General features: G+C 38.8%; 17 protein-coding genes. 14 read left to right on the forward strand and 3 right to left on the reverse strand.

Annotated features, from left to right (window positions below; translation table 11 throughout):
- Positions 1 to 31: 31 nt before the first annotated feature.
- A complete protein-coding gene (gene serA / locus KH400_RS11275) occupies positions 32 to 1,606 on the reverse strand; it encodes a phosphoglycerate dehydrogenase (protein ID WP_217224692.1) in 1,575 nt (524 codons plus the stop codon).
- Between the two features lie 446 nt (positions 1,607 to 2,052).
- Here serA and KH400_RS11280 point away from each other — a divergent pair, with 446 nt between their 5' ends.
- Together KH400_RS11280 and KH400_RS11285 are read left to right on the forward strand one after the other, a co-directional pair.
- Positions 2,053 to 3,114 carry a M14 family metallopeptidase gene (locus KH400_RS11280; protein WP_217224693.1) on the forward strand — a complete coding sequence of 354 codons (1,062 nt, stop codon included), beginning with the start codon at positions 2,053 to 2,055 and terminating at the stop codon, positions 3,112 to 3,114.
- 120 nt (positions 3,115 to 3,234) lie between these two features.
- A complete protein-coding gene (locus KH400_RS11285) occupies positions 3,235 to 3,936 on the forward strand; it encodes a FadR/GntR family transcriptional regulator (protein ID WP_217224694.1) in 702 nt (233 codons plus the stop codon).
- 136 nt (positions 3,937 to 4,072) lie between these two features.
- Here KH400_RS11285 and KH400_RS11290 read toward each other — a convergent pair whose 3' ends face one another.
- On the reverse strand, positions 4,073 to 4,429 hold the full coding sequence (locus KH400_RS11290) for a group I truncated hemoglobin (protein WP_217224696.1): 357 nt from the start codon (positions 4,427 to 4,429) through the stop codon (positions 4,073 to 4,075).
- A gap of 128 nt (positions 4,430 to 4,557) precedes the next feature.
- On the opposite strand from KH400_RS11290, the gene KH400_RS11295 reads away from it, so the two are divergent.
- Positions 4,558 to 5,196: a Crp/Fnr family transcriptional regulator gene (locus KH400_RS11295; RefSeq protein WP_217224698.1), complete on the forward strand. Its 639-nt coding sequence runs from the start codon at positions 4,558 to 4,560 to the stop codon at positions 5,194 to 5,196.
- A 127-nt stretch (positions 5,197 to 5,323) separates the two neighbouring features.
- Here KH400_RS11295 and KH400_RS11300 read toward each other — a convergent pair whose 3' ends face one another.
- The gene (locus KH400_RS11300) at positions 5,324 to 5,572 is read right to left on the reverse strand and encodes a ferredoxin (RefSeq protein ID WP_217224699.1); all 249 of its coding nucleotides are present in this window, start codon (positions 5,570 to 5,572) and stop codon (positions 5,324 to 5,326) included.
- A gap of 288 nt (positions 5,573 to 5,860) precedes the next feature.
- Here KH400_RS11300 and KH400_RS11305 point away from each other — a divergent pair, with 288 nt between their 5' ends.
- The 11 genes from KH400_RS11305 to KH400_RS11355 all read left to right on the forward strand — a co-directional run bounded on the left by KH400_RS11305 (position 5,861) and on the right by KH400_RS11355 (position 13,872).
- Positions 5,861 to 6,916: a YpbB family protein gene (locus KH400_RS11305; protein ID WP_217224700.1), complete on the forward strand. Its 1,056-nt coding sequence runs from the start codon at positions 5,861 to 5,863 to the stop codon at positions 6,914 to 6,916.
- Positions 6,913 to 7,539 carry a RecQ family ATP-dependent DNA helicase gene (locus tag KH400_RS11310; RefSeq protein WP_217224701.1) on the forward strand — a complete coding sequence of 209 codons (627 nt, stop codon included), beginning with the start codon at positions 6,913 to 6,915 and terminating at the stop codon, positions 7,537 to 7,539. Before KH400_RS11305 ends, KH400_RS11310 begins: the two co-directional genes overlap by 4 nt.
- 17 nt (positions 7,540 to 7,556) lie before the next feature.
- On the forward strand, positions 7,557 to 8,438 hold the full coding sequence (locus tag KH400_RS11315) for a helicase-related protein (RefSeq protein ID WP_217224702.1): 882 nt from the start codon (positions 7,557 to 7,559) through the stop codon (positions 8,436 to 8,438).
- 5 nt (positions 8,439 to 8,443) lie between these two features.
- Complete coding sequence (locus KH400_RS11320) at positions 8,444 to 9,025, forward strand: CPBP family intramembrane glutamic endopeptidase (protein ID WP_217224703.1); 582 nt, start codon at positions 8,444 to 8,446, stop codon at positions 9,023 to 9,025.
- 64 nt (positions 9,026 to 9,089) lie between these two features.
- Complete coding sequence (locus KH400_RS11325) at positions 9,090 to 9,296, forward strand: hypothetical protein (RefSeq protein ID WP_217224704.1); 207 nt, start codon at positions 9,090 to 9,092, stop codon at positions 9,294 to 9,296.
- Positions 9,297 to 9,417: 121 nt separating this feature from the next.
- A complete protein-coding gene (locus KH400_RS11330; protein ID WP_217224706.1) occupies positions 9,418 to 9,822 on the forward strand; it encodes a DUF2663 family protein in 405 nt (134 codons plus the stop codon).
- A 121-nt stretch (positions 9,823 to 9,943) separates the two neighbouring features.
- Positions 9,944 to 10,117, forward strand: a complete 174-nt coding sequence (locus KH400_RS11335) for a hypothetical protein (protein WP_217224708.1) — start codon at positions 9,944 to 9,946, stop codon at positions 10,115 to 10,117.
- Between the two features lie 743 nt (positions 10,118 to 10,860).
- On the forward strand, positions 10,861 to 11,286 hold the full coding sequence (locus tag KH400_RS11340; protein ID WP_217224710.1) for a hypothetical protein: 426 nt from the start codon (positions 10,861 to 10,863) through the stop codon (positions 11,284 to 11,286).
- Between the two features lie 39 nt (positions 11,287 to 11,325).
- Positions 11,326 to 12,099: a metallophosphoesterase gene (locus KH400_RS11345; protein ID WP_217224712.1), complete on the forward strand. Its 774-nt coding sequence runs from the start codon at positions 11,326 to 11,328 to the stop codon at positions 12,097 to 12,099.
- Positions 12,100 to 12,144: 45 nt separating this feature from the next.
- Positions 12,145 to 13,038, forward strand: a complete 894-nt coding sequence (locus tag KH400_RS11350; protein WP_217224714.1) for a MerR family transcriptional regulator — start codon at positions 12,145 to 12,147, stop codon at positions 13,036 to 13,038.
- A 228-nt stretch (positions 13,039 to 13,266) separates the two neighbouring features.
- Positions 13,267 to 13,872, forward strand: coding sequence for a genetic competence negative regulator (locus tag KH400_RS11355; RefSeq protein WP_217224716.1), 606 nt, complete (start codon positions 13,267 to 13,269; stop codon positions 13,870 to 13,872).
- Positions 13,873 to 13,995 lie beyond the last annotated feature (123 nt).

The following is a 13,995-nucleotide window of genomic DNA, read 5'->3' on the forward strand; positions in this document are numbered from 1 at the left end:
ATACAGAGGGGTGAGAGGTGAAGCATAGAGGTTATAGTTCAATTTTATCTGCAAAAATAATTTCGTCGATGGAAGTTAGATCCTTTAGAACGTCATCATTAACATTTTTATCAACAGAAAGCATCATAATCGCCTCCCCACCTTCTTCTTTTCGACCTACTTGCATGGTAGCGATGTTGACATTGTGTTTTGCAAGTAATTGTCCCATATAACCAATGACCCCAGGACGATCGGTATGTTGGATGTAAATGATATGTCCACTTGGGTAAAAGTCAACATTAAAGCCATTTATTCTAACAATTCGCGGTCCATACTCTTTTACATATGTTCCTTGGAGGTCGAATGAACGATCCTCACCGTGAACAATTGCATGAATAATGTTTGAATAGCCATAAGAATTGTTAACATATTTTTCGCCAAAAGTGATGCCGCGCTCTTTTGCAATGAAAGAAGCATTGACATCATTTACAGGAGCATCGACTCGCGGTTGTAAAAATCCAGCGATCAAGCTTCGCGTCGTAATCGATGTTTCATGATCGGTAATTTCTCCACCATAATTAACCTCGATTTCTTGGACGGGTGTTTTACTGCATTGTGCTAGAATCGTGCCCATCACTTTTGTCAATTCATAATATGGTTGTACTTTCTCATAGACTTCTTTTGAAAGTGTAGGCATATTAATCGAGTTGTTTGCCGGATTTCCTTCTAGAAAACGAATCACTTCTTCGGATACTTGTGCCGCAACGTTTAGTTGTGCTTCTTTTGTTGATGCAGCAATATGAGGTGTTGCAATCACCTGATCATACTCTAAAAGATTATTATGGTTTGCGGGTTCTTCTTCAAATACATCAAGTGCAGCACCGGCCACATGACCATTTTCAAGGTAATGCTTTAGGGCTTCTTCATCAATAACTCCACCACGAGCACAGTTAATTAAATAAACACCACTCTTTGTTTTTGCAATGTTCTTCATGCCTAGGAGCCCTTTCGTTTCTTTTGTTAACGGTGTGTGAACTGTAATGATATCTGATGATTCAAGAACTTCATTTAGATCGGCTGGAACCACCCCAACCTTTTCTGCCCTATCTCTCGTTAAGAACGGATCATACACAAGTAAATCCATTTCAAAGGCATTGGCACGTTGAGCTAGTTGTGTACCAATCCGTCCGAACCCAACAATACCTAACGTTTTCCCTCTGAGTTCTGTACCTTGAAAGGCTTTACGATTCCATTCACCTGATTTAATGGACTGGTTAGCTTGTGGAATATGTCTGACTAATGATGCCATCATTGCAAAGGTATGCTCGGCTGTTGAGATCGTGTTCCCATCAGGTGCATTGACAACAACGATCCCTCGTTTTGTTGCCGCATCAATATCGATGTTATCGACACCTACACCGGCACGAGCAATAATTTTTAAGTTGGTCATCTTGTCTAGTAAATCAGCAGTGACTGCTGTTGCACTGCGTACGAGCAAAGCATCAAAGGTGTCAAGAGTTCCTTCGACTTCATCGACGTTTTTTTGGACACAAATAACATTGTCATTTTCTAACAAAGGTAGTAATCCATCTTTGCTCATCGCATCAGAAACTAAGATATTGTACATGGTTTCGCTTCCTTCTTTCTTTGTTCAGTTATATCTTGTTGGTTTATACTCCCACTCCTCATGTTATCCATTTCTTCCTTTAGAAATGATTCTTTTTTTACTTTGTTTTAGATTCTAAAATGTTCAAATTTCATATGTCAAAGTCAAGGTTATCAAGAGGGGCGGAAGAGTGAACCGCGGTGTACTTCCATTTGTGTATCGGTTTCTAGATTCACCTTTGGGTGATATCTCCAAGGTAATAGTTGATCCGTCATAGTAGAATTTCAGAGCGCCGCCCCCAATACTAATTCTTTGTAATTGGGGGGCAATTTTTCATTCCATCTAGTTATTGTTCGGTCATCATTTAATATCTTTTGACGATCCACATATTGGACATATTCTGTCAATTGTACCCTTCATTGATTTCATTTTTGTTCATAAAATGACTATAAAGGAGGGAGTTATCCTTGAAAACATATATTGTTAAGCCTGGTGATACGATTCACAAGGTTGCTTATCATCATCAAATTCGACCATTTGATCTGCTTATTTTCAACCCGCAGCTAATCACTGATTCTGATTACATTTATCCTGGTGATGCTATTAACATCCCACAAGTTAAACAAGAAAAGCAACAAGTGAGACCGTCATTTGAGTATGAGTATGGACCTGTTGATCTTGAGTATGATGTAAATGAATTACAGCGCTTATACAGTCGGTATATGAAGACAACGACGATAGGTTATTCAGTGATGGGAAAGCCAATTATGATGGTTAAAATTGGTACAGGGAAGAAAGAGGTGTTTTATTCTGGCGCGTGGCATGCGAACGAATGGTTAACCGGGAAATTTCTGATGATGTTTTTAAAGCAATGTTTACACCACATAGCTACAGATGAAAAATGGTTTGCTTATGATCTACGAGCCATCTTTAAAGAGGTCACATTAGTGATTGTGCCAATGGTCAACCCTGATGGAGTTGAACTTGTGCAACAAGGCATATATCCTGATCATCCTTACTTTGAAGAAGTTTTATACATCAACAAAGGCGCTCGTCGGTTCGATCATTGGTCAAGTAACATTAGGGGTGTTGATTTGAATCACCAGTGGCCAGCGGGGTGGGACATTGAGGCAAAGGAAAGTCCACAAGAGCCGTGGCCAAGGCATTACAGTGGTCAAGCGCCTCTTACAGAACCGGAAGCAAAAGCGATTTATAACATAACGAATCAACACCAATTTGCATATGTGCTTGCCTTTCATTCGCAAGGGCAAGTCATTTATTGGGGATATCGCGGATATGAACCTGATGAAAGCAAGGAGATGGTCACAAAGTTATCACTAGCAAGCTCTTATGAACCAATCCATACGGCAGATAGTGATGGTGGCTATAAAGATTGGTTTATTCAAGAAACAGGACGTCCAGGATTTACAATTGAAGTAGGGAACGGCACCAACCCCTTGCCTCTGTCAGCCTTTTCAGAGATCTGGTCAAATAATGCTAAATTAGCGTTAGCTGGACTCTGTTTGTAAATGTGGCGATAGCCGGTGTTTGCTCTTCTTATTGCTATTTTGTTTAAAAATCTGTAAAATTTAAATGACAGGGAATATAAAAGAAAAGTGGTGGAAGAGGGAGAGCAAAGAGGTGGAATTGTGACAATTAAACATGTTAAACCAAAGAAAATATATGAAATAGTAGCCGAACAACTAACAGAAATGATAAAAAATGGGGAAGTGACTCCAGGAGAGCGATTATCTTCTGTACAAAAATTAGCAGAAGACTTTAATGTTGGGAGATCTGCTATTCGTGAGGCGTTAAGTGCCCTCAAAGCGATGGGGCTGATTGAGATTCGGCAAGGTGAGGGGACATTTGTTAAAAAAATTGATCATGATTTAGCAAGTCATGTCATACCGTCAGCGCAATTTATGCAAAAAGAAGATATTCGTCAACTTTTTGAAATTAGAAAGATTATCGAAACTGGAGCGGCTTCACTTGCTGCTGAAAACCGTACAGAAGTCGATGTACAACAATTACGATTAATCTTAGATGAAATGAAGCGTGCTGCTGGAGACGGCGACATCGGTGAAAAGGCAGATATTGATTTTCATATGACGATCGTTAATTCAACAAAAAACGATATGTTATGCAAGCTAATGGAAACGGTGTCAGATACCATGCAAGAATCAATGAGAGAAGCAAGGAAGCTTTTTCTTTATTCTCAAAAGTCAAAGATGGAGCAATTATATGATGAGCATCTTAGTATTTATAAAGCGATTGAGAATCAAGACCGTCAACGGGCCTATGAAGAGATGATGGCTCATATTGTTGGTGTTGAAAAGGGATTATTTAGGTAAATGTAGAACCAGGCAGATGTATAAGAACTGCCTGGTTCTATTTATATGGATATGAGTGGGTTAATGCGGATGACGTGGGCCGAAGCCCTTACGGTAAGTTTGATTTAATTTGCTAAAAACTTGAAGCTATTTGGTATTATTTATAAAGGATATCGGATTCCAAACTTCCTACTTTTTCTAATACAACATTGACGTCGTTTTCATCAACATTTAACTCTCTTAATGTTGAAGCTAAATGGTTGGCGATTGCTTTGAAATGTACAGGCTGAATGTTCATTCCTTGATGTGCTTTTTCCATGCTTTGTCCAGTGTATTGGTTAGGACCGCCAAGGGCAAAAGATAGGAATTTCGTTTGATGGGATCGTTGCTTGTCCATATCCGTGTTTGTGAAAAAGTGGTTTACTGTATCATCAGCTAATACTTTCTCATAAAAGATGTCAACTGCAGTTGCGATCGCTTTCTCTCCACCGATTTTTTCATAAAGTGTTGTCATTTTTAATGTCCCCCTTGATTTATAGTGTGATTTATCTCACTGTTAATCGTAAAGCTATACATTAGTATCGGCAGTGACATTTATCACAATTTAAAAATGTTAATTTGAAAAAGAGTACGGAGGTCGTTATGCTAGATTGGGTACCATTATTGAAAAAGATGGAGTTTTTTCAAGGATTAACTCAAGAGGAAATCCAACCTTTATTGCAAAATGCGATAGAAAAAACATATGAAGATAAAGAAGTGTTATTCTCGGAAGGCGACAAACGAGATTATTTGTTCGTTCTACGTAAGGGAACGGTATTAATAAGCAAGTTATCCGAAGAGGGGGAAGAGCGGGTGATTAATATACTAACAAGTGGTGAAATATTTCCGCATACAGGTTTTTTTGATGATCGGCCGTACCCTGGGACAGCACAAGCAAAGCGAGAGGTGGAAGTGTTAAAAATTCCAATGAAAGCGTTCGACACATTTATTGAAGCAAATCCTCATCTTGCTTTTCGTGTAATTAAAGTCATGAGTAGGAAAATCTATGATCTCCAACATAAATTAAATAATATGCTGTCTTTAAATGTGGAAGAACGATTGTTAACAACCATTGAGCAGTTAAATACGTTGGGAGAGGATAAAATAAACTTGACCCATCAAGAAATCGCAAACGTAGTCGGTGCTTCAAGAGAAACAGTGTCACGTCAATTGAAGAAGTTGGAGAAACAGGGGAAAATCAAGATGTTAAAACATAGTATTGTCATTTGTGATAATCAATAATAGACATAAAGGGGTTGGGGCAAAAAAGGTAAAAAACCAACCTTTTGTCCCAGCCTCTTTGTGATAACCAATAATAGACATAAATCCCGCAAACATGTGATGTTAGCGGGATTTATGTCTATTTAATCTATTCATGCTTTAATGGATCACCATCAAATGGCTCGTCTGCAACTTTAATTGAATCTGTTGGGCATCCTTCAAGTGCATCGTCCATGTCCTCGACTAGAACATCCGGAATTTCTACAATCCCTTGGTTATCATCGAGTGTTACGAATGCGATACCTTCATCATCGTAATCATAAATATCTGGTGCTGCTGCTCCACATGCTCCACATGCGATACAAGTGTCTTTGTCTACAATTGTGTACTTTGCCATATTAAAAACCTCCCAATTTGTAGTGATTGTCGATTCCTTAAGCAAAACCTATGTATAATCAGTCACTAACGTGAATTGGTAATCGACTTTGAAATAAGGAATCTACAATATCTATTTATCATTGTAAAGCGGATTCACAAACTTTTCAATAGCTAATCTTAGTGAGAATACTTATCATAAAAGGCTTTGTTCGGACCTAACGTATCGGGTGCGTTAACAAAATATTCCCCATCAATCATCAGGATTTGCTAAAATAAAATTAAAATGAACGAGGGGAATGAATGGTTCATGCTGAAGTATCGACAAGGTGTTGTGTTATTTTTAGTTGATATGTTTAACGGGAACCGGTCGACAGCCGCAATTTTTCACCTCCTTCAAGGGAAACGTTCAGCGCAAACGATTCAGGACGGGCAACTGTTTAACGTATCTTTTTTATATGCAACATTCCCCCATCTAAAGAAAAAAGACATTGATCGAACAATCGATTCATTAGCTGAAAATCTGGATATCCGACAAACTACGGATCGAGATACATACACACTAACTGATCAAGGTGAAAAGCAACTGACTCGCTTCATATCCGCTAACTCATGGCCGACAGGATTAAATGGCTGGCGATACGGTGGAATAGCTTATACGGTGTGGTTACGATTATCACTATTTATTCAATCACTTTCACACCTTTTGGATGGTGACCATCAATTTTTACCACTCACTCATAATCAACTAGTACACGATTGGGTGAAAAAGCATTTTCCTGCTACTAAAGCTAAACGTGTGGCTGCAGCTAAGCAGGTTTACCAAGAATGTAGTGCTTTGTTGGCTCAATTAGAGGAGAGCAAGGCCCGTCTAATCGTAAGCCGCTTAAGTGGCAGTCATCGGACAGGGCTTACGGTAGATCAGTTAGCTCACACGATGGATGGAGATCCAGATAAGTTTCATCTCGTCTTTCAAAGCGCGCTCCATGAGATGCTTGCGATCGTCGAACAAGAACAAAAATCGTTTCCATTTATGATTGTATTGCTAAAAGATTTACTTCAACCGGCCATTAGTGAATCAGCTACCCTAACATTTCAATTATTAAAGCAAGGTTATACAATTACTGAGATTTCCAAGAGGAGAAAATTGAAAAGAAATACAATAGAAGATCATATCGTAGAATTAGCGATTCGGCGTCAAGACTTTTCAATTGATCGATTTGTTAATAACCAGACGTGTAAAATGATTCTTGACGTAGAAAAGAATCTACCATATAAAAAGCTAAGAGCTATTAAAGACGCATTACCGGCTGATATCGATTATTTTTCAATTCGGTTAGCTTTAACGAGAAGGGGGTTACAATGAGTTTAGAGACACATTTGTACGAACGATTTGGCCACCGCAGTTTTCGTCCTGGTCAACGCGAGATTATTAAGGATGTCCTAAATCAAAAAGATGTGTTAGCGATGCTTCCAACGGGTACGGGGAAATCGTTATGTTATCAACTACCTGCGTTGTTGTATCCAGGATGTACGCTCGTGATCTCGCCGTTGCTTTCGTTGATGGAAGATCAAGTGCAACAACTTAAAAGTGCAGGAATTAAACGTGTCGTTGCTTTAAATAGCTTTTTGTCGTATCAACAGAAGAAGGGTGTATTAAAGCATCTTCATAATTATAAGTTGATTTATTTGTCCCCAGAGATCTTACAATCGACTGCTGTTAGGACTGTCTTAAAGCGACTTCCTGTCTCCCTCTTTGTGGTCGATGAAGCCCATTGTATTTCTCAATGGGGACATGAATTTAGAACGGATTATTTAAAGCTCGCTCAACTACGACAGGAAATCGGGGCACCACCAACTTTAGCATTAACAGCCACGGCAACTCGCGAGGTGCAAGAGGATATCATCACGCATTTAAAGCTTAATGCCGTTTCTTTTCACCGACATAAAATCGATCGTCCTAATATTGCACTAGTAAAAAAGAAGTGAAGACAAACGAGGAGAAAGTGAACACGCTGGTACACTACATAAAATCGTTACAAGGACCCGGGATGGTTTACTTTTCTAGTAAAAAATGGGCAGAGATTATTGCAGAGCGAATACGATCCGAAAATATCGCACGGGTCGCTTATTATCACGGTGGACTTGAATCAGAAGATCGTCTTCAAATTCAAGCACAGTTTTTAAATGATCAGCTAGACGTGATTTGTTGTACGAATGCATTCGGAATGGGAATAAATAAAAAAGATATCCGCTATATTATACATTTTCATTATCCTGTACAAATGGAGTCTTACTTGCAAGAGATTGGACGTGCAGGCCGAGATCGCAAAAGCAGTATTGCAATTGTTCTTCATAGTTATGACGATCAGTATCTACCACTTTCGTTAATTGACAGTGAATTCCCTGATTTTGATCAGCTTGATCATACGATAAAGTTGTTGGTGGAGCTTGAGCAAAAACAAAACTTGCTTTCAAAACAGCATGAACAACTGATAGTAGAGGAGACGGGGATCACCGAGTCGATGTGGCGTTTGATACGTTACCATTTAGAGCAAGCGTATGCATTAAGTGGTGAGAGACTTGCTCTGAGTGGTATTGAAGAAAAATTTCGACAAAAAATGATAACCTTCATTTCTGACCGGAAAGCAAAAAAGGTTGCTAAATTACAGGAAGTGGAAACTTGGCTTGAAACAAAGAGTTGCCGAAGGGATGCATATTTACACTTGTTTGATGAGGAAAAGACCGTGCCAATAGAAAATTGTTGCGACATCTGCGGTATCAATGAACATCAATATTTTGCCACAAACCAAAATTCGTCTTACGAAACGTTTTTATTATCAGACTGGAAATTAGAACTAAAGATGTTGTTACATCAGAAGGATTGAACATAATGAATAAACAGGAGAACCTGATAAACCAGCTTTCAGATCGAGAAATTCTGCTCAATTTATACGTCACACAAATAATTATGCTCCTTCTGGCATTCCTCTTTGGTCTGTTTTTGTTTGATGATTGGTCTAGCTTTATTGCTTTATTTACATGGGACCTCAAACAAATTCTTTTAATCGGTGGGGGAGTTGCGATGGTGGTGGTTTTAGTCGAAATCGTCTTAGCTAAAGTACTCCCAGATCATTGGCTAGATGATGGAGGGATTAATGAAAGGGTATTCGCGAAACGGGGGATGTTTCACATAGCCATCATCGCTGCGGTTGTTGCTGTTGCTGAAGAAATCTTGTTTCGAGGTGTTTTGCAAACCCACATTGGTTGGATTCCAGCGAGCTTGTTATTTGCCTTTATACATTTCCGTTATTTATCAAAAGTCGTTTTATTTACTGTTGTTGTTGTTGTTAGCTTGTTACTTGGATGGATCTTTTTACTTACTGGTAATTTACTTGTAACAATCATGGCTCACTTTCTGATTGATTTTATATTGGGGCTTAACATTGCGTTGCAATCTCGACAGAAAGGCTGACGATTGAACTGCAGTGAACGAAGTAAGAAAGGATTTAATGGAATTTTAATTGAGGTGAACAAACATGACTTCAAAACATCAAACCGATCAAGCGGAAAAGATACGAAAAGAGGTGGCCAAAGTGGATTCACACCAACATGCATCGTTGCCACCACGAAGTATGGTTCATAAAAAGAAACACAATACAATGAAATTTCCGCTTATACGCTTGTTGTTATTATTATTTTTCATCATTATTATTTTAGTGGCTACGGCGCCGTATTGGATATAAAAACTTCTAGAATATTGTGCTAAGGACCTCGACTTGTTCATACAGTTAGAATGAAGAAGGAGGGGCTTGACATGGGGTAGTTCGTTCGCATCTTAAACAACTTCATGTTTCTGAAGTGGCAATGGTTGTTTTACAAGAACTTATTGATAAAAAGCAAGAGGAAAAAACGTATGAAGCTCGTAAATTAAGATGGTCGTTAACCACTTTTCTATGTTTAGGGGTCTGTCTTTTGTACATTTATTTTGGGCAATCGCTAAGTACGAGTGGTTTTGCGGGGTCAGCCTTACATTCGCTGTTAAGTGACCGAAATTTTTTATTTATTGTGTTGCTCGTTAGTGTTTGTTTAATGAGAGTAAACTTTTATACGAAAAAACAAGAAAAAGCTGAGGATGATTATGAAGCCTTACGAATCGAAACGGTTGAGCGCTGCAGTGAGCTTTGGGATACCCCAGAACAATGGAACAAACGAGAAAAAGCGTTCCAGTTATTAAAGGAGACGTATGGGGTAAATTTGTATCATAAATAGGCACCAAAATGAAGATAAGGCAAGGGTGGTATTCGAAGAAAAATGTTCCTCACATTCATCATTCGTCATTGGCGTATCCTAAAAGTGTCTGGATTTATGATGACTGTGAGGAGGTCAATCAATGGTGAAAAAGAAAAACAGCTTTGGATCGTTTTCAGATATGATGAGCCCGACGATGATATCACCAGGGTTCATTCCACCTGGTGTTGATGCAGAAGAGGAAAAGTTAGATAGTGGCAGTGAAGGAAGAAAAGAGACAAGGGAAAAGCAATTCGAAGAGAGTCGTGAGCAGTAGTCTAAGTCAAAAGGCAGGCGTAGGACGTAAGCTACGCCTGGCCTTTTGTCTAGGCCGATAATACAGGATGGCCAAAGAACACGTGGCTACTTCGATTAAACATTCTCCCGTTTATACATATGTGTTGATTGCCAAACCATTCAATACGTCCAAATGCGACAGTATGGTGTGTTTTGGTGCAAAATACTTCAACTGGGAGACCGATACGATGGTTATATTCAATGTCTTCAGTAGTAATCAAAGACCTTGTTTTCAGCTTATGAAGAATCATCTGATTATCATCTCCTTCTGTTTATGTCTGTTCGCTACTTAAGGGAAATAACTTATATTTTGAAAGCGCTTTCTATTATAAGTATAATGTAAGTTGACTAAATTTTCAATCAATTTAAAATAATTTCCTATTTGAAAATGAAAAAAGAAAGCCTTCAAAAAGGCTTTCGTCAAAGAGAGAAAAATAAGAGGTCATTTACAATTACTACTTTACCATTTGTGAGAAATAAAGTAAATCATTTATTTTGAATTTTCTATAATTAGAGCAACTAATGTTTTTGACTAGTTAGACTATCAATGATAGTTAAACTCGTATAATTTGGCATAATTCACATGCGAACTGTAATAAAGATAAGATAAGTGAAAAAAGCAGCACACCAACGTGGTTGGATGTGTTGTTTTTTTGTTTAGTCGACCGGAGATCTGTTCTTTGATCTATTGGTAGTAGAATATAAAAAAAGGAGCATCATTCGATGAGTCGTAAGTATCAACGAAAGTTACTGTATTTGGTGTTAGGATTTGGTGGCATTTACTTGTCTATGGATATTTTCCCTATGCCTGCAGAAATGACATCTTCGCACATTATTGCAACCTTGGTCTTTGAGCCCTTTCAATTGTTAGGGGCGGTGATTTGTTTTATTATTGGTTTTTTATCATTTGCTCGTTTGTTCCAATCATCGTTTGAACACCTTGTTCATTGTTACAATAGCAATCATCCTTTACAACCAATCGAGTTGTTTGCATTAGGAATGACATTGATAAGCTTTTTTGTTTTTTTTCTTATAAATGTTTGGGTTGCAATTCTAGCATTAATCACTGCGTTGTTCTATGGTATAATGGATGCTGATTTTAATGAGAAATCAGACCAAAAACACCAAAAGAAAGAGTCGAGTGATTAGGTAACGATAAACAAGAGAGCTGTAAGTGGGGGCATGTCGATGATTGTTTTAGTAGGCGTTTTGATCTTAAGTTTATGTTTATATATGTATCTGGAAGCACATCGCACTCATGTTGAAAAAAGGGAACTCTACCTTCCTGGGTTCCCACGATCTTTTGATGGGGTACGGCTTTTTTTTATAACTGACATTCATTTTCGAGCGGTTTCGGATCGAATAATCGAACAGATCAGAGGAACAGCAGACATTATTATTATCGGTGGGGATTTATTAGAAAAGAACGTTCCCTTTCAACGAGCTGAAGAAAACATAAAAAAATTACGTGCTATAGCCCCTGTTTATTTTGTATGGGGAAATAACGATTATGAAGCTGATTTTAGACGGTTAGATGTTATGTTAATGGAGCAAGGGGTTACGATCCTAGATAATACGGCGGTGACGTTTGAGCAGGAGGATGAAAAGCTGATTCTTGTCGGAGTAGACGATGTGGGACACCATCGCGATCGACTAGATTTAGCCTTAAAGGACAGTGAGAATGGTTACCGAATCCTAGTTAGTCATTATCCCGATATTATTGACAAAGTACCAACGGATGCAGGTATCGGTCTCGTGTTGAGTGGACACACACATGGTGGGCAAATTCGCTTTTTGGGGTTTGGTTTAAGAGAAAAAGGTGGCGTGAAGACTGTTGGAAGGATTGTCCAAGTCATCAGTAACGGGTTTGGGACAACTAGAGTTCCTTTCCGCTTAGGGGCGCGAGCTGAGACACATTTATTTACATTACGTGCGAAATCGCCCGAAACACGAGATAAGTAAAGCTCGTGTTTCCTAAGATTGATTGTAAAGCGAGGAGACGACGTGATGTCGACACAAACAGGTAAGTACAACATAAAGGCGATTGCGAATATGGTAGGCATTCAACCAGGAACGTTAAGGGCGTGGGAACGTCGCTATCAAGTCATTGAGCCGATTCGTAACGAGGTAGGTCACCGTTTGTATACGGATGAGCATGTGGAAACCTTGCGGTGGTTGGTCAATCAATTAAACAAGGGAATTACGATTGGACAAGCTGTTGAAATGCTCCAAGATCGGGCAATTGGACGTAAGGACACACAACAATACGATTTTGTTAACCAACTCACTGAGTATCTGCTTGATTCGTTGTTGTCTTTTGATGAGGAAAGGGCAAAGCATCTGTTGAACCAAGCCTTTGGTTTATATACAGTAGAGAAAGTGGTTTTTGATGTTATGAGACCGTTACTTGTAAATATTGGGGAATTGTGGAAGGATGAGCAGATTACGGTTGCACACGAGCATTTTGTGACTGGTTTTATACGAGCGAAACTTACATCACTTATTCAGAGCTGTTCAGTTAATACGAAATTGCCAAAGGCAGTTGCTGTTTGTAGCCCGCGCGAGCAACATGAACTTGGCTTGCTATTTTTCACCTTGTTCTTAAGACGTAAAGGGTTTGACGTCATTTATCTTGGTGTAGATGTTCCAGAACGTGCAATAAATGATGTGATTAAAGAGGTCGAACCTAATTATTTGTTTGTTTCTTGTTCAACAAAAGACGGTTTCCAAGAGACTTTAGATCTAATCCGGAAACTTAAGGTAACTTGTCCTGAAATGGAAATTGGTGTTGGTGGTCAAGGGGTTTGTGATAAACAAAGTAAAGAGCGACAGGATGTTTCTTATTTTGTTCTCGGAAGCGAGATAGAAGAGTGGGAAGGATGGCTAACATCTGGCTCTTAAAAGGGATGAATATCAACATTCATTGGTGATACAGATGGTTTCGTTTTACTTATAGATAAAAAAGCTTGTCTTTTATTAGTGAACATGTGTAAACTGATTTTTATAAGTGCATTTTTCGAACCATATCTCTTGTTTTCACATATCCTATACTATCAACATGTCGTGCGATGTGTATGTCTTTTCGTCAAAAAGGCGAAGGATCAATCGTACGTTGGGAGGGTCATATAGATGCGTTTGGAGCGTTTAACGTTAGATAAAATTAAAATTTTTTTGACATACGATGACCTTAATGAGCGCGGCATCACAAAAGAGGAACTATGGCAAGATGTTCCGAAAGTTCATGATTTGTTTCGAGATATGATGACTGAAGCAAGTGATGAGCTTGGGTTTATCGCAGATGGACCGATTGCTGTTGAAGTATTTTCTTTGCCGGCACAAGGGATGGTTGTAATCGTAACAAAAGGGACAGTAGAGAGTGAATTTGATGAAGAGTACGATGACGGCTTTATTGAAATGCAAGTCACACTTGATGAAAGTGATGAAGTCTTCTATGAATTTCAATCGATTGAAGATGTGATTGCTTTAGCCTCAAGGTTGTACCCGTTTGGTGTACTAGGTGGAACTCTGTATTCTTTCAACGATCAGTTTTATATCGCATTTGAGGATCTCGATATTCAACCAGATACGGAGCAAGCATTTATTGCTTTGCTTGCAGAGTTTGGAAGCCCTTCGACGATAACGACACACCGTGTCAGCGAATATGGAAAAAAATTAATGGAATATGACGCGATTTATAAGTTGTATCATACGTTTGTCAAAGATGACATGTCGTAGGGGCATATGAGTGTAACTGCATAGATAAAGCCTCGGGTTCGAGGCTTTGTTATTTTTTGTGAGAGAGTGACGAGTTATCTTGGCAGTAGGAACTATTAAAAACAGTGCTGAATCCAATGAAAG

Origin of the sequence: Desertibacillus haloalkaliphilus, from assembly GCF_019039105.1 — a bacterium.
GTDB lineage: Bacteria > Bacillota > Bacilli > Bacillales > KJ1-10-99 > Desertibacillus > Desertibacillus haloalkaliphilus.